Source organism: Gracilimonas sp., assembly GCF_017641085.1.
Classification (GTDB): domain Bacteria; phylum Bacteroidota; class Rhodothermia; order Balneolales; family Balneolaceae; genus Gracilimonas.
This window is the reverse complement of sequence record NZ_JAEPPI010000002.1, coordinates 135,499-152,233: the sequence shown is the minus strand read 5'-3', so window position 1 is coordinate 152,233 and position 16,735 is coordinate 135,499. Positions and strand designations below refer to the sequence as shown.

Sequence of the window (16,735 nt, the reverse complement as noted above, 5' to 3'; positions counted from 1 at the left end):
ATAAGAAATGCTTGCATAGTTTTTTCTTTTGGGCGACAGGGAAATCAATTTGTTTGAAACCAAACTGTTAAACCTTGTGTTGAGCTGCTAATCACTGCAATAGTTTATGTATTTTTGAGTTCAATACATCTAACCCAGTAACCTTAATTGTTGGAATGAATATAGGAATTGTCTGTTATCCTACTTTTGGCGGAAGTGGTGTTGTAGCTACTGAATTGGCGAAAACACTGGCTAAAAAAGGCCATAATATCCATATGATGAGTTATGCCAAGCCGGCCCGACTCGATACCTTCGAAACCGGTATTACCTACCACGAGGTGTCCATCAATTCTTATCCGTTATTTGAATACCCTCCTTACGATCTTGCCCTGGCAACGCAAATGGTAAACCTGATTGAGTACCAGGATCTGGACTTATTGCATGTTCATTATGCTCTGCCTCACGCAACCAGCGCGTATTTAGCCAAGCAAATTATGGCCGAAAAAGCCCGCCATGTTCCGGTGATTACCACTCTTCACGGAACGGATATCACATTGGTTGGCAGCGATCCAAGTTATAAACATGTAGTAGAATTTTCGATTGATAAAAGTGATGGCGTTACGGCCGTTTCGGAATATCTGAAAAAAGAAACCTATGAACGGTTCAACATAAAGCAGGATATAAAAGTGATTCCCAACTTCATTGACCTGGATCGCTTCAAGAAATCTAATAAAAGTCACTTTAAGAAAGCGATTTGTCCGAATGATGAAAAAGTAATCGTTCATGTTTCCAACTTCAGAAAAGTGAAACGGGTACCGGAGGTAATCACGGTTTTTGCCAAGATTTTAGAATCCGGTATTGAATCCAAATTATTACTCGTTGGAGATGGCCCTGACCGGCAAAAAGCCGAACAACAATGTCGTGACCTGGGAATTTGTGAACATGTTCGCTTTCTGGGGAAGCTGGAGCAAGTAGAAGATGTGCTATCTATCGCTGACCTGTTTTTGATTCCATCCGGCTCGGAAACCTTTGGACTTGCCGCACTGGAAGCCATGAGCTGCAGCGTACCGGTAATCAGTTCCAATATTGGCGGACTACCGGAAGTAAATATTCATGGAGAAACCGGATATCTGTGTGACCTGGATGATGTGGACTGTATGGCCGAGTATGGAGTCAAAATTCTTTCTGATGCAGACCTTCATGCTAGGATGGCTGCCAACGCCAGAAAGCAAGCCGAGAGATATAATCAGGATGTAGTGGTTGAGGAGTACGAGAGGTTCTACGAAGACGTAAGCGCAAAACTATTGCATAGCGTGTAAGTAATTAGAAGATCCCCCACTTTTTGGTGGCAGAGCAAGTGCCATCCGCTACATATTTTATCTTTTGAAGATTTAAGGTCTTATCTGAGGTAACCGAATCATCCAGAACGTAGGCAATGGCAATGATTACCTCTTTCATATCCTTCTCTATAAACTGGCTCTTTTTCTTTGTACAGATTACAATATGGCTTATTTCCGTGTTGATGTCTTTCTTCTTATCAACCCAAAACACATTGTTCTCCAATTCGGCTATAAAATAATCGGAGCGGTTTTTAGCGGGCACCTGCTTCTGAACGGTAGCATTTATCGGAAGCTGATAGGTAAGCTCTTCAGGTCCTTTTGAAATGGATGTTATTTCTATATCAAATGGTTTCATAGGCGGTGTATGAGATGATAGTTAAACCATTATAAATAAAAAAAGCCTGATCTTTTTACAGATCAGGCTTAGAATTGTTTAATTCTTGACGGCTGCTACTGTTAAGCCAGCACTTTCGAAACTTCTTCAGCAGCTTCCTTAAGCAGTACAGCAGAAATCACATTCAAATCACTGTTGTCGATGATTTCTTTGGCTTCTTTTGCATTGGTTCCCTGAAGACGTACAATAATCGGTACATTTTTCACTTTTTCGGCAATCTCAGGGTCTTTTACCGCTTCGATAACACCGTTTGCGACACGATCACAACGTACAATTCCACCAAAAATATTGATCAGGATCGCCTTCACATTTTTATCTTCAAGAATAATGCGAAATCCATTCTTAACGGTTTCAACATTTGCGCCACCGCCTACATCCAGGAAGTTAGCCGGCTCGCCACCTGAAAGCTTGATGATATCCATGGTTGCCATCGCAAGTCCGGCGCCGTTTACCATACACCCAACATTACCATCCAGTTTGATGTAGTTAAGGTCATATTTTTGTGCTTCAAGTTCCGAAGGATCTTCTTCAGCTTCATCTTTAAGCTCCGCAAGATCCTTATGACGGTAAAGCGCATTGTCATCAAAAGTCACCTTGGCATCCAGTGCGTAAACCTCGTTGTCCGGAGTTACAATCAATGGATTAATCTCGAACATATTGGCATCGGTCTCTTCGTAGGCCTTGTATAATGCCTGTACAAACTTAATACCTTTTTTGAGCGCATCTCCTTCAAGCCCTAATGCAAAAGCAATACGACGTGCCTGATTTGGCTGGAGATCCATTCCCGGCTCAACCCATTCCTTAACAATTTTTTCTGGAGTTTCTTCGGCTACCTTTTCAATTTCAACGCCACCCTCGGTAGAGGCCATGATTACGTTTTTGCTCACTGCGCGATCCATCAAAATACCCAGATAGAACTCGGATTTGATATCAACACCATCGGTTACGTACAGGCGCTGCACCAGCTGCCCTTCTTCACCGGTTTGGATAGTCACGAGCACATCACCCAGTAAAGATTCAGCTGCTTCTTTAACCTCATCAATGCTTTTACAGAGGACAACTCCTTTGGCGTTATTCTTTTTGGTTCGGCCTTTGCCTCGACCACCGGCATGGATCTGAGCCTTCACGACAAAAAGTGAGGCTCCGTCTTCTTTCAGTTTTTTGGCAGCCTCAACCGTTTCTTCTACGGTAGTTGTTGCAATTCCGGCCGGAACGGCGACATTGTATTTTTCAAGAATTTCTTTGGCCTGATACTCGTGTATTTTCATGGATACATTTTTAAGTATTAAAAGCGATTTTTCGGGTGCCAATAATACCGAGATTAGGAGCTAAAAGAAAGGTGACTTTAGCCGACCGGTATTATTAGATATCCTTTTACATTACACTTTATTTCAAAATTGTTAAATCATAACGCTGTAACCGATTGAAAGCGTTTCATTGCGGATATTCCTATTTGAGCTTTCTATACTTTCCTTTGGCATTTACAGCATACAAACGCTAACTTTAGCGTTCAAAAAAAGAAGGTATCCCCGCTTGAAGAAAGCACAAATCATGACGGCCGAAGATCTGGATCGCATTTACCTGCGGTTTGCCCATCAATTTTTGGAAGGCTATGATGATGTTGGGCGCCTTGCCATAGTAGGAATGCAGACGCGCGGTGTCCACATGGGGAAACGCATCGTGGAAGAAATCAGGAAATCCTTCAATACAACCATCGATTTTGGGGTGCTGGATGTAACCTTTTACCGGGATGATTACCGCTCCAAACTGAAAATGCCCGAGGTTAAAGTCACCGAAATTCCCTTCGATTTATACGACCGTGACATTGTGTTGGTTGATGATGTGCTATACACGGGACGAACGGTACGCTCGGCAATGGATGCCCTCATGGCCTATGGACGCCCGAGAAGCATCAAGTTTTGCTGTATGATTGACCGCGGGCATCGGGAGCTGCCGGTAGCCGCAGACTATATGGGAATGTACGTTCCCACCTATGAAAACGAAGAAGTACGAGTAAAAGTAAATGAGTTAGACGGTGAAGATGCTGTGTATGTAGTAGAGGTGGAGGTAACTGAGAATGGATAAACCTTCCGGAGAATATCCCTTCAAACAAAAGCACTTGCTGGGGCTTACCGACTACTCAGCAGATGACATCCGCTATGTATTGGAACAGGCCAAATATTTCAGAGAAATTTTAGATCGCCCGGTGCCTAAAGTGCCAACCCTTCGGGATAAGACTATTGTAAACCTGTTCTATGAAAACAGTACCCGAACCCGTCTTTCTTTTGAGCTTGCCCAAAAACGAATGGGTGCAGATGTGGTGAACTTCTCAACCAGTTCATCCAGCACCAAAAAGGGTGAGTCGCTAAAAGATACCATCCGCAACATCAGCTCCATGAAGATTGATATGGTTGTGGTTCGGCATGAGAGTCCGGGAGTGCCCCACTTTCTAACAAAGTGTGTGGATGCAGCAATATTGAATGCCGGGGACGGAGCTCACGAACATCCCACCCAGGCTTTGCTGGATATGTTCACCATGCAAACCATTCACCCCGATCTGACAGGCAAGAAAATTGCTATAATCGGGGATATCGCTCACAGCCGGGTGGTGAGGTCAAATATCATCGGACTGAAAAAATTGGGAGCCGATGTGGTTTTATGCGGGCCGAAAACACTGATGCCGGTATTTGTAAGAGACATGGGCGTTGAGGTTTCTTACGACCTGGAAGAAACCCTGGCCTGGTGTGACATAGCCATGGCCTTGCGCATACAGCTGGAGCGGCAGGGATCAGGTACGGAGTTTTTCCCGTCCACAAGAGAGTACCATGAGCGGTTTGGAATTAAACTTTCTCATCTGGAAAAATATCCCGAGTTTAAAATCATGCACCCCGGTCCTGTTAACCGCGGAGTGGAAATGGAAAGTGATGTCGCCGACAGCGACCGTGCGGTTATACTGGATCAGGTAACCAACGGAGTAGCGGTGCGGATGGCAATTTTATATTTATTAAGTGGTGGGAACCGAGTTTAATTAAACAATGAGCGAAGACAGAAAAGTAGATATTTTAGATGTAGCCACAACGCTGGCTTTAAGAAAGAAGACAATAGCGATAATCGTGCTGACGGCGACCGTTATCGGCACTATTTTAGCTTTTGCCTGGCCGAAGACCTATCGGTCAGAAGTGTCGTTTGTAGTTACAGACGGGAATTCGATTAACCTCTCAGGCGGTGGTTTACTCAGCGGCTTGGCAGATATTCAGATGGGTGGAAGCAGTATTTCTGCCGAGCAAGTTCTGGTTTTGCTGAGAAGCACGGAAATTCAGGATCAACTGATTGATGAGTTTAACCTCGGGGAAGTTTATGGAAATGACATCCCCGAAGCCCAGCGAAAAATGTTTGATAACAGCATTGAAATTGAAGACATCCGTGAGGGAGGAATTGGTTTTAACTCCATTATTGCTTTAAAATTGGCTCACCTCGGGGATGATCCTGAGCGCGTCTATAATCTGGTTAAAAGGTACTATGAAGTGGTTGATTCCACGGTTCAAAAGCTCAACAAAAAGAATGTTGAAGACGGTTATCTGCTGATCAAAAACCGGCTGGAGCAAAACCTGGCCGACATGGAAGAAGCTGAAGACAGTCTGGTTGCTTTTCAAAGCCGGTATGGAATTCTGGAAGTGGAAGAACAGGCGGCAGCTCAGATTGGTGCGATCGCAGAAGTAAGAACCGAGCTGGTGAAGTTGGAAATTCAAATCAACTACCTGCAGGATGTTCTGGGTGAAAACAGTTCAAAGCTTACCGATTTAAGAACTCAGAAAAGAGCCCTTGAACGACGCTATAATAACCTCATTAAAGGCTCGGGTGAAGGATTGGAAACGACCGACGGGCAATTTGATATTTTCCAGCCCGTGGAAAAAATGCCGGCCCTATTTGTTGAGTACTTAAGGAGATATCGTGAGGTCATGGTTCAGGAAGAGATTTATAAGGTGCTTTATCCGCAGTACGAGCAGCAAAAGCTCAGTTTTGAAGAAGCCACATCCGGACTGATGGTGATTGATAATGCCGTGAAGCCAACCTATAAGCACAGCCCCAAGCGAGCATATATCATGATTGCGGCTTTCCTATTTGGCTGTATAGTAGCATTCATAAAAGTTTACTTTGATAAATGGAAAGAAGAGAATCCCGAAGATTATGAGCGGTACCAAAAATTTACTTCGGCTTTAAGTTTTAGAAATGCTGACCATTGATCGGTTATTTAACGGGGTGGTACTTGTAGCGCCGCTTGTTGTAGGGGCTTTATTTACCGGCGTTTTTCTTGTGGCAGAGGACGGTAGTTCTGTGTTACCCATTACGTTTTTTCAAATTGCTCTCATCTTTTCATTGGTAATTTTTTTGGCAAAAAAGCTTATTCATGGAGACGTTACTATAGATGTTTATGGTCTTGAGGTTCTGTATGCGCTTTTTGTCGGTCTGATTTTTTTATCTATAGTTTATACCCCTGATCGGGAAGAAGCACTGTTTTACGTTTTCAGGTTTATTGCGTTGATAATAATGACATACATAGTTTATGGAAGCATCAACTCCTTTGAACAGCTTAAGAAAATATGCTTCATAATTATAGGAGCGGCTTTATTGGTTGGAGCCTATAATCTATTACAAGTCTATATAAACCCTGAAATAGCAGCCTTTAATTATGCCGGTCAGGGGCAGAAATTAATGCGTTCTTCTGGCGGTGCACTGGACCCTAATATTTTTGCAAGCAACTACTTCCTGCCTATAATGATTTTGATGGGCTTTTTTAGTAAAGAAAAATCATTTTTTAAAAGATTGGTTCTATTCGGGTTCATAGGTTTATTGATAGGCTCTGTATTACTAACCTATTCAAGAAGTTCTTGGGTAGCCATTGCTATCGGGACGTTTGTGATAATTTATTACACAAAGAACTACCGCATTTTAGTGTATATGATGGTAGCGTTTTTAATTGCAATAGCAGTAAGCGAGACAGTGCGACAGTTGGCTTTCAGTTTTTTAGAAAGATTTATAAATATTTTTGCCGGTTCTTCTGAAGACTCTTCAAAATACAGAATCTTACTTGGTGTAACAGCGATTTATATGATTTTGGACAGTTATTTAATGGGGGTTGGTTTTCAGGGATTTTCAACCGTTTTCAAAACTTATCATCCGCCAGAAACAACATTAGGTATTTATCAGCCACATAATCAATTTTATTCAGTTTTTGCAGAACTTGGGATCATTGGATTTATACTATTTATTGGCATTCTTTATGTGATATGGAAGACATCGACTCAAACAATAAATGATATGCCAAAAGGGTCAAGTAAAAGGATTATATCAGTTTCACTTTTTGCTACTTTCATTGCTTATCTTGTCTTTTACAACTTTTTGGGGGGTATGTATTATAACAGTATCCTTTTTATAGTAATTGGATTAATATTTGTATCAAATAAATTCATCGAAACTTCGGCAAGCACACAAACGAATTTAGAAACAACTTAGAAGGATCAGAGGCCCTTATCGAAGAAGAAAAGAATCATACTGAAGATTACACAATCTCTGGTGAGCTACCATCGGTAACGGTAGGAATACCGGTACTGAATGAAGAAGATCATATCGAGAGAGTCATATCAGGTTTCCAATCAACCGAATATCCTAATTTGATTGAAATATTAGTCGCCGATGGAGGGAGTTCCGACCGAACACAGGAAATTGTTAATAAAATGTCGGAAGGCGACAGTAGAATAAAATTGATGCAGAATCCAGAAAAGTATCAATCTTTTGCTCTTAATAGAATGATTGAGGAAGCAAAAGGAGATATTTTTGTTCGTGCTGATGGTCACTGTTTATATCAGGAAGATTATCTTGAAAAAAACATCAAGGTATTTCTAACTACCAAGTCAAAAAATGTGGGGGGCTCCCAGCGATATGTAGCTTCCAATAGAGCACAGGCCGGTACTACGCTGGCAGTGAAAAGTTTTTTGGGGAATGGTGGGGCAAAGTATATGAATGAAAATTATACAGGATATGCTGATACTGTTTTTCTTGGATGTTTTTGGACAAAAGACCTCAGGCAAATTGGTGGGTTTAGCACTAAAAACATTACCAATCAGGACTCGGAGCTTAATCTTAGGTTTATTGAAAAGTATGGAGAAGAGAGTATCTATATAAGTCCGGAAATAAAAAGCTGGTATTATCCGAGAAGTACATATTTGGGTTTATTTAAACAATACTTTAGGTATGGAAGGGGACGACTACTTACAAAGCTGTTACATCCTAAGAGCTCTCCTATCCGTGGATTGATCCCCTTTATGTTTATCTGTGGTTTGATGATTTATGGTTTGTTAGACTTTTTTTTAGAACAAGATCTATATTTTTTCATTTTCCTTTTGTTTCTCATCGTTGTACTGTTGGGAGAGTCAATGAGAGTGGTAACTAAGCACAAAGACAATTTTATTAAGGAAAATTGGACCGGAGAATCCCCCTCGCCGGGACTGCTGTCTTTATGGTTACACTCTATGGGCAGCATATTAGTAATGCAGGTAGGTCATTTTAGCGGGTTTCTATATCAATTGATCCGCAAATTCTTATTTCGAGTCAAGGGCTGGTAAACTACAATCACTAATCAGGAATCGTTGAAGAAAATCATTTCCATAGTTGGAGCTCGTCCGCAGTTTATCAAGCTTTCGGCTTTAACCAAAGAGCTGAACAAAAAGTATAATGAAGTCATAGTCCATACAGGTCAGCATTATGACAACAATATGTCTGAAGTATTTTTTGAAGAATTAGGTATTCAAGTGCCTAAGTATAATCTGAATATCGGCTCTGGCTTGCATGGTGAACAGACAGGGAAAATGATGGGCGCTATTGAAGAGGTTATTCATAAAGAGGAGCCCGACCTGGTTATTACCTTTGGGGATACTAATTCAACCCTGGCCGGTGCTATAGTAGCGGCAAAACTTGGAGTAGTAACGATACATATAGAAGCCGGATTGAGAAGTTTCAATAAGGCTATGCCTGAAGAAATCAACCGAGTGCTGACCGATCATGCGTCAGACTATTTGTTTGCGCCCACTCAAGAAGCAGTTAGCCATCTTGAAAGAGAAGGTTTGGGCGAAAAGACGGTTCTTACCGGGGATATTATGGTAGATACGGTATTGAATAATGTTAAAATAGCTGCGGAAACTTCGAATATTATTGAAAAGTATAATTTACACTCCAGCGGTTACTACCTTGCCACCCTGCATCGGCCATACAATGTGGATGATCCCCAAATACTCTCATTGACTTTAGAACAGCTGAACCTATTAGATAAAAAGGTTCTGTTTCCGATGCATCCAAGGACGCAAAAGTCTATCAGCGATTCTATTATTTCAGTAGGTGATAACATAGAAATTATTGAGCCGGCGGGTTATTTAGACTTTTTGCAACTGATGAGCAACAGTTATAAGATTATTACTGATTCGGGGGGGATTCAAAAAGAAGCATACATTCTTGAAAAACCTTGTATCACGCTAAGATCTGAAACCGAATGGACAGAAACAGTTGATGCCGGTTGGAATTTGTTAATTAATATTGCAGAAACCAGTGATTTTCACCGTCAAATAATCGGTTTTAGTCCCAAAGAGTATCATCCTGACCTTTATGGAATTAATGTAGGGAGCAGGATGGCAAGAGAAATTGAAAACATACTATCTTAGATAAATGGATAGTTCGTTTCCTAAAATCGTTCAGTTAAGTTCGGTTCATACCCTGTATGACACCCGGATATTTTATAAGATCTGCCGTTCTTTGGTAGATGCCGGGTATAACGTGGATCTTTTAGTGCAGAATCCCGGAAATGAAGTGTTGGATGGTATAAAGGTTTTAGGGCTTCCTGTTGCTGAAAAGAAATGGGATCGATTTCTGAAAACAATACCGGCTTTATTCAGAAAGGTTATTCAGTATCCTCAGGGTACAATTTTTCATTTCCATGATCCGGAACTTATACCGATCGGACTTTTCTTGAAAAGTTGTGGTTACAGGGTAATTTATGATGTGCATGAAGATGTACCGGCCAGTATACTCGATAAGGAATGGATTTATAAGCCTCTCCGTAACCTTTTTTCCAGAATTGCAGATAAATTAGAAAAGCTTGCTAACTCCAAGTTAGATGCTACAGTCGTAGTTACGAAATCAATAAGAGACCGATTTAAGGAATCCACTTATTTGATTCAGAACTTTCCACAGTTATCTGAGCTTGAAATGACATCACAACGAGAAGCCCGGTTAGAATCACCTCAGGTATTTTATGTTGGCCGGATTTCAAAACAGCGATGTATTGTTGAAATGATTGAGGCGATTGAAAGAACTAATGCCGAAAGAGAGATTACTTTTCTGCTGGCCGGAGCATTTGATGACAATGAGCTGAGAGAATCAATAGAAAATAGAAAGGGCTGGAAGTTCACTGATTTTAAAGGGCTGATTAACCGAAAAGAACTTTCTAAATATGCGCAAAACTCATTTGCGGGCCTGGTTCTATTTAAACCGGTCGCAAATCACATAAACGCTCAGCCTAACAAGCTATTCGAATATATGGCTCAGGGGTTGCCGATTATAGGCTCGGACTTTCCTCTTTGGCGAGAAATAGTGACGGAAAACCATTGTGGTCTTTTAGTTGACCCGGAAAAAGCCGAAGAAATATCTAAGGCTATATTATGGTTAGACAGTCATCCTGAAGAGGCGAATAAGATGGGAGAAAATGGAAAGAAAATGGTGCTTAAAAAGTATAATTGGTCGATTGAGGAAAAGAAGTTGTTAAATTTATACAGTATAATCTGCTAATACTTCAGTAAAGTTGCCAAGTAATCTTTTTTTGAATGCTTCACGTCCATATTTAGATGTTACTTTACTATGGATAACATTTCTATCGTAAGATTTATATTGCTCAGCCATTTTCCGGAGTTCATCGCTGAGTTTTCCGGAAGTGCCATTATTGATTAATAGGCCGGTTTGGTCATCAATGAGAAACCTGTTGCCTCCAACATCAGTGCAGATCACAGGAAGTCCACAAGCCATTGCCTCTAATATGGCCACGCTAAAACCCTCTCGCCGGCTTGGCTGGGTAAAGAAATCTGCGGCATGATAATACTTAATAAGCTGGCCAGGAAGAACAGGTTGATGAATGGTGATATTATCAAATGAATTGGCTTTAAGAAGCGAATGGATTTCGGTCATATAACTTTCCGGCCCTGCCGCTCCAATAATATGGAAGTGGGTATTTTTTAATCCCATTTCTTCATTTATGGATTTGAGTAAGAGGTCAATCCCTTTTTCATGACGAATATTTGCTACTGTTAAGCTATGGGTTTTTTCTGTGTCCCAGTTCAACTCCTTTTTCGCAGAATCCTTTTCTTCTACAGCCGGGACATCATATAGATGTTCATCCACCATATTGTAAATGATTTCAGATTTTCGAGACAGAAATGGAAAGTGAGATTCCATGTCTTCTTTAAGCTTTGGGCCAGAATATAAAACCCTATCTACGTGATGAAGAACCTCTCCAAACAGCTTGCTCAACGTTCTATTATTTTTACTTTGATACCAATCACTTCCATGTACAGTAAGTACTGTTTTAAAGCCCAACTGCTTCAGTTCAGGTATACACAGTGCATCCGGATAAATCCAGTGGACATTAATGACATCATAAGTTTGATTCTTAAAGTAATTCCCAACGACTTTAGAAAGGCTTGCTGAAATGAGTGTCGGGAATCTTTTACGTGGAAATGATAAATATCGAAGGCGATTAGCTTCACAGTTAACAAGTAAATCAGAATGGTTCTTCCTTTTTCGCTTGGTAAATGGAATGGAAAAAGGGGTTGGTACAATTAAATCCGCCTCAATTCCCGGCTCACTATTGAGCATGGTCAATTGGTCTTTTATGAACTTTCCTGAAAAAGGGTGAAGTTCTGTTGGGAAAAGGTGACTAATTAAAGCTATTTTCAAGAATTATTTGGTCTAAGTGAGAATGAGGACAAAAGTTTATACGATTCGATTAAAAATGAAATTTCTTTTCAACATATGAAAAAGCTTTATAAAAAAATCCCCAGTGAGTTGAGGGATATTTTTACTTTGGTTGTTGGAAATGGTTTTGCGCTATTTGTCCCTGTGATAGTTTCTCCGATAATAAGCAGGATGTATGATGCTACTGATTTTGGAGTATTTACTATTTATTTGGCCATGCTTTCTCTAATTAGTTCTTTTGCAACCGGGAGGTATGACTTTGCGATTTTAATAACCAAGAGTCGCTATAATGCGCAGCATTTGTTTAAAGTTGCTATGCTATTAACCATTGGCGTTGCAATGGTTGTAATGTTGATTACTTTGGTATTTTGGAAAGAGATTCTCCAGATATTCAATAGTCCCTCTATGGGGGCATATTTATTTTTAGTACCTATAAACATTCTTTTATTTGCTGTTATAAAAGCTTCACAGAATGGGCTAAACAGAGAAAAAGAGTATAGTCCTATATCAGTTAGCAAAACGATCAGGTCAGTTTTAGTGGGGGGCTTCCAGGTAATTCTTGGGGCAATGGGGTTTTTAAGTGGAGGGTTAATTATTGGCAAGCTATCCGGGGATCTATTTTCTTCAGGATACCTTTTAAGAAAATTGAATAAAGTAGATAATTATTTAACCTCTTCTTTTTCATTAAAAAGGGCTTCTTATTTGATGAAAAAGTATGAGAAGTTTTTGAAAGTAAATGCTCCCCATGCATTTGTAAACGCCCTCTCATTAAGTGTAATACCAATACTTCTGAGTTATTTTTTTAATGAAAAAACGGTTGGTTATTACGGTCTGGCCTATATGGTCTGTATTGTACCTGTACAATTAATAGCCAGTGCTTTTTATCAGGTATTCAGTCAAAAAGTATCTGAAATGTATAACGATAAAATTAGTTTAAGAGGTTATACCAAAAAAACACTTAAACAACTTTTTATGTTATCAGTGATTCCATTCGGTATTCTTACTTTTTTCGGGCCGGAAATTTTTCAGTTTGTTTTTGGGGTAGAATGGTTAGTGTCAGGTGAGTTGGTTCAATTATTGGCGCCTTTTTTATTTGTTGTCTTCCTAATTTCTCCTGTAACCTATATTCCTTTGATTTATAACGAGCATAATAAATCGTTTTATTTTGAGATAGCTCTCTTCATTATAAGAGTGGTAGCTATAATTGCAGGAGCAAATATGGGTGGTATTTACCTTGCTATTGGATTATTCAGTGGAGTCAGCATATTAATACAGGTAATAAACTTAATTTGGATAATTAATTTAACAAAAAAATATAAGGTTGAGTGATGTTTAGATGGCAATATATAATACCCATTATCTTGATTATTTCAGGGTGTAACCTACTTTCTGAGAAATCTGAAAAAGTAAAAGATTTGTCGGAGGTAAACCTAAAAGCTTATTCAATTCAAGAGCTCCCCTATCATGAAATGCCATATATAAGAGAATATGTTCGCTCCATGACAATGGATGCTTTTGACCAGGATTCAGTACCGATGTATGTGTACGATGGTACGCCCTATTACCACCCGGTATATATATCTGCTTTAGGAATTAGCTTTGTAGACGGATATGTACGAACCGGTGATCCGGATTACCTCAAACTTTCCAAGCGCATCGCAAATAGGCTGGTCGAAAATGCTAATCAAGCAAACGATAAGTTCCTTTTCCCTTATAACTTTGATTACACCTATTCGAGCGGAGATTTCCTAAAAAGCCCGTGGTATTCAGGGATGGCACAGGGCCGGATTTTAACTTTTTTTACCCGCCTATATAATGTAACCGGTGATCCTAAATATTCAGAGTGGGCTTCTAAAACTTTTGAATCTCTTAAGCTGCTTAAAAGCCAGGAAGAGCAATGGATTTCGCTTATTGATGTTGAAGGTTATTTTTGGATTGAGGAATACATAATAGAAAAACCTGTACATGTACTAAATGGATTTATCTTTGCAACATTTGGGCTTTATGATTATTACCTAATGACGCAGGATGAAGAAGTATTAAAGTTGCTTCAGGCCTCTATTACAACTATAGAGCGGTACATAAGTGATTACCGTAATCCTGGTGGGATTAGCTTTTATGATTTAAATAATAAGCCTACAAAAGAGTTCTACCATGGAGTGCACATTTCACAACTTAATACTCTACACAAGATTACAGGGGAGCAATATTTTAAAACGATGGCTGACTCGTTGGAAAATGACTACCCAGCCCCTGATTAAAAATCTATTCAAAGGGAAAACAACCTAACTCGGTCTTAATTCCTGATATTCTGAATAGCTACATACGTAGTTATAATTCCGGTAATGGTGCTGATACCGGTCATAATCAGCTGTATGCGGGTGTTTTTGATGCTCTCTTTCTGAATTTGATAGCTTCGTAACGCATTCAGTTCTTCTACCGGCTGGCGGTCAACAAATATGCGGTCGCCGGACTGGATTTCCGTTTCGCCCGGTCGGTACCAGGTGGCATTGCCTGCTTTGATCACGAATACACGGTCTTTGTCGGCCGACAGGGCAAATCCACCGGCGCGGCTCACATAATCCATGGCATTGGCTCCCGGCGTGTAAGGGAAGTAACCAGGATTGTTTACCTGACCAAATACAAAAAGCGTATTCTCGTCTCTTGGGATGTACAAACGGTCTCCATCAAAAATCTTCAGGCCTGCAAGCTGACTTTCGTCTTTCAGGTCGATATACACTTTGTTTTGGCTGAGCTTGGTTTCCGCTTCCAGGTATTCCAACCCTTGAATTACCTGATCGGAAGTTCGGCGCATCAGGTCTGCGTTGAACTTATTCGGAATTTCATTTCTAAAGCCGCCACTTCTCATCAGGTAGGCTGCTTGGGGGAGGGCATTGTTCGTCAAGCCACCGGAGAGTTCCAGCAGTTCAAGTGCGGTAGTTTCTCCGGAATAGACCGGGAAGTTACCGGGAATTTCAACTTCACCATATACCCAGGCCGAGGCGGAAGTATTTTTTTCGTCACTGAATGGAGCTACTACCCGGTCATTGGGCTGTAGTTTGAAAGTGTCCCAGTTTTCAGGTTCTACGATAATTTTCTCAGCTCCGGTATCCGTTCTTCGGAATACCATCAGGTAGCTGGTGTCGGCAATTACTTCAAAACCGCCGCCTATTTGTAACAGCTTTTCCGGAGTGTCCCCTTTAATAAACTGGAACTCATAATCTGCTTTCACAGCACCGGAAATACTGACTTTCGGAGTTTCAATATTCTGTTTTTTCAGGGTGATGATATCCCCGTCTTTAACTTTTGGGTTGAATTCAGCATCCCCGATCCTGAAATAGGATACCAAGTCTGCATACTCTACAGAACCGTCTTCCCGTTCGATTTTGATGTTCCGGTAGGCATAATTACCCTTTGTTAAAAAATCACTGGAATTGGAAAGGGAGGCATTTCTCAGGTCGCGACTTCCGTCCGTAACGGATGAATAAATGGCTTGATCAACCCGCGATTGGGAAGGAATCATATACTTCCCCGGATATGGTACACCACCGGTAACCTGAATGTAAATCGGTCGGGGACTTTCAAGTGTGATAACCACGGAGGCATTTTTCACATAACCTTCTGATTCCTCTTTAATCTTTTGTTCGGCTTCGGTGATGGTGAGCCCGTCTACATTTACCGGTCCGATAGATGGAATAATGACATCACCGGCGGGGTTAACCATTACGCCCCGGATAAAAAAGTTTTTAGAAGCTTCTACTCTTATCGAAAGCAGATCATTTACTCCCAGCTCATAAGTGCTTTTGTCGATGGTGCCATCATAAGGAAGCTGCCGTGCAGCCAATTGAATGCCAAGCGGATCTGAATAATAACTTCCGTCAAAAATATCGAAATTCAGGTTTAGTCCGGTCCCGCTTTGGTTGTTGCTTTGATTATTTTGCCCAATGGCAGGATGCATCGCGCCTAGTATTAAACTTAGAAAAAGAAGAGCGCTGAACAGTCGTTTTGTAATCGATTTCAAATTGGTTCTCACTTTGTTTTTACAGATTTCTTAAAGGAAGTTACAGTTAATCGTGCTAACACTATTCCGGTAATAACTAATCCGGCCCCAATATATTGAAGAACGGAGAGTTCTTCACCTAATAAAACCAGTCCGAATATCAGCCCTAATACCGGCACCAGGTTTTGGTAAGCGGCTGTGCGAACCGCGCCGATCATTTTTACGCCGTTATTCCATATAATGTAAGCCAGGCCGATCGATAAGGCCCCGCTATAGAAAATCCCGCCATAGCCAATGTATGAAATTTCACTCCAGTTCAGTTTGATCAGAAAGGGCAGTCCAACGATCAGCAAGGCAATAAGCCCGACAACCGACATAAATGCCGAATACTGTATAGGGCTGTAAATAGCCAGGTATTTTCTGGAAAGGATGGTGTAGGTAGCCCAGCACACGGCGGCAACAAGAGTGATGATATTTCCAAGGAATGTTTCGGATTCAAAGGAAAGGGTATCCTGTCCGCCCATAATGATGAGTGTCACTCCGGCAAAGGCAAATAAAACGCCGAGACCTTTCAGTAGCGTAAGTTTTTCATCCGTAAAAAACTGAGAAAGCAAAGCTACCCAAATAGGAATGGTGCCCAGCATCACGGCGGCATTTGCTGCATAGGTGTAATTCACCCCGATGATGAAGAACAGCTGGTAAAACAGGTTGCCGACTATCCCGATGCCCACTAATTTCCAAAAATGCTCTTTCTTTACTTTTAGAGAATGTCCTCTTTTGCGGGCTACATACCATAACAAGGCGGTGGCGAAGATAAACCGCAGTGCATTGAAGCTGTAAGGATCCATCTCGCGCAGAGAAACTTTTACAATGCTGAAGTTCAATGCCCATATAATGGCTACAAGGATCAGGCTGAGGTCAATTAAATACGGTCGCTTCAAAGACTGATTTTTTTGGTGAGGCAAAAGGTAAGGGTTAAGCAGTTTTAAACCGAACTTTTTATTGAAC

15 protein-coding genes are annotated in these 16,735 nt (G+C 40.9%); 10 read left to right on the top strand and 5 right to left on the bottom strand.

Annotated features, from left to right (window positions below; translation table 11 throughout):
- The first annotated feature begins 155 nt into the window (after positions 1-155).
- Positions 156-1,298, top strand: a complete 1,143-nt coding sequence (gene bshA / locus JJ941_RS07590; RefSeq protein WP_290963420.1) for an N-acetyl-alpha-D-glucosaminyl L-malate synthase BshA — start codon at positions 156-158, stop codon at positions 1,296-1,298.
- Between the two features lie 4 nt (positions 1,299-1,302).
- Here the strand turns inward: bshA and JJ941_RS07585 are convergent, their stop codons facing one another.
- Together JJ941_RS07585 and sucC are read right to left on the bottom strand one after the other, a co-directional pair.
- Entirely contained in the window at positions 1,303-1,674 is a 372-nt protein-coding gene (locus JJ941_RS07585; protein ID WP_290963417.1) for a hypothetical protein, read from the bottom strand.
- Positions 1,675-1,775: 101 nt separating this feature from the next.
- On the bottom strand, positions 1,776-2,981 hold the full coding sequence (sucC, locus tag JJ941_RS07580; RefSeq protein ID WP_290963414.1) for an ADP-forming succinate--CoA ligase subunit beta: 1,206 nt from the start codon (positions 2,979-2,981) through the stop codon (positions 1,776-1,778).
- A 265-nt stretch (positions 2,982-3,246) separates the two neighbouring features.
- On the opposite strand from sucC, the gene pyrR reads away from it, so the two are divergent.
- From pyrR to JJ941_RS07545, 7 genes are read left to right on the top strand one after another with little or no spacing between them, the layout of a single operon-like run.
- Positions 3,247-3,798 carry a bifunctional pyr operon transcriptional regulator/uracil phosphoribosyltransferase PyrR gene (gene pyrR / locus JJ941_RS07575; RefSeq protein ID WP_290963411.1) on the top strand — a complete coding sequence of 184 codons (552 nt, stop codon included), beginning with the start codon at positions 3,247-3,249 and terminating at the stop codon, positions 3,796-3,798.
- Positions 3,791-4,741 (top strand): aspartate carbamoyltransferase catalytic subunit, encoded by a 951-nt coding sequence (locus tag JJ941_RS07570; RefSeq protein WP_290963408.1) that lies wholly within the window; start codon positions 3,791-3,793, stop codon positions 4,739-4,741. The genes pyrR and JJ941_RS07570 overlap by 8 nt, the downstream gene beginning before the upstream one ends.
- A 7-nt stretch (positions 4,742-4,748) precedes the next feature.
- A complete protein-coding gene (locus JJ941_RS07565; protein WP_255134453.1) occupies positions 4,749-5,957 on the top strand; it encodes a GNVR domain-containing protein in 1,209 nt (402 codons plus the stop codon).
- The gene (locus JJ941_RS07560; protein WP_290963404.1) at positions 5,944-7,227 is read left to right on the top strand and encodes an O-antigen ligase family protein; all 1,284 of its coding nucleotides are present in this window, start codon (positions 5,944-5,946) and stop codon (positions 7,225-7,227) included. Before JJ941_RS07565 ends, JJ941_RS07560 begins: the two co-directional genes overlap by 14 nt.
- A 17-nt stretch (positions 7,228-7,244) precedes the next feature.
- Positions 7,245-8,336: a glycosyltransferase family 2 protein gene (locus JJ941_RS07555; protein ID WP_366069247.1), complete on the top strand. Its 1,092-nt coding sequence runs from the start codon at positions 7,245-7,247 to the stop codon at positions 8,334-8,336.
- Positions 8,337-8,360: 24 nt separating this feature from the next.
- Positions 8,361-9,425: a UDP-N-acetylglucosamine 2-epimerase (non-hydrolyzing) gene (gene wecB / locus JJ941_RS07550; protein ID WP_290963401.1), complete on the top strand. Its 1,065-nt coding sequence runs from the start codon at positions 8,361-8,363 to the stop codon at positions 9,423-9,425.
- 4 nt (positions 9,426-9,429) lie between these two features.
- Positions 9,430-10,548 carry a glycosyltransferase family 4 protein gene (locus JJ941_RS07545; protein ID WP_290963398.1) on the top strand — a complete coding sequence of 373 codons (1,119 nt, stop codon included), beginning with the start codon at positions 9,430-9,432 and terminating at the stop codon, positions 10,546-10,548.
- On the opposite strand, the gene JJ941_RS07540 is transcribed toward JJ941_RS07545, so the two are convergent.
- A complete protein-coding gene (locus JJ941_RS07540; RefSeq protein ID WP_290963395.1) occupies positions 10,528-11,709 on the bottom strand; it encodes a glycosyltransferase family 4 protein in 1,182 nt (393 codons plus the stop codon). The genes JJ941_RS07545 and JJ941_RS07540 overlap by 21 nt on opposite strands.
- Positions 11,710-11,784: 75 nt before the next feature.
- Here JJ941_RS07540 and JJ941_RS07535 point away from each other — a divergent pair, with 75 nt between their 5' ends.
- Positions 11,785-13,056, top strand: a complete 1,272-nt coding sequence (locus JJ941_RS07535; protein ID WP_290963393.1) for an oligosaccharide flippase family protein — start codon at positions 11,785-11,787, stop codon at positions 13,054-13,056.
- A complete protein-coding gene (locus tag JJ941_RS07530) occupies positions 13,056-13,988 on the top strand; it encodes a D-glucuronyl C5-epimerase family protein (RefSeq protein ID WP_290963391.1) in 933 nt (310 codons plus the stop codon). The genes JJ941_RS07535 and JJ941_RS07530 overlap by 1 nt, the downstream gene beginning before the upstream one ends.
- A 35-nt stretch (positions 13,989-14,023) precedes the next feature.
- On the opposite strand, the gene JJ941_RS07525 is transcribed toward JJ941_RS07530, so the two are convergent.
- Positions 14,024-15,685: an SLBB domain-containing protein gene (locus JJ941_RS07525; RefSeq protein WP_290963380.1), complete on the bottom strand. Its 1,662-nt coding sequence runs from the start codon at positions 15,683-15,685 to the stop codon at positions 14,024-14,026.
- Between the two features lie 71 nt (positions 15,686-15,756).
- Positions 15,757-16,668 (bottom strand): DMT family transporter, encoded by a 912-nt coding sequence (locus tag JJ941_RS07520; RefSeq protein WP_290963376.1) that lies wholly within the window; start codon positions 16,666-16,668, stop codon positions 15,757-15,759.
- Between the last annotated feature and the right edge of the window lie 67 nt (positions 16,669-16,735).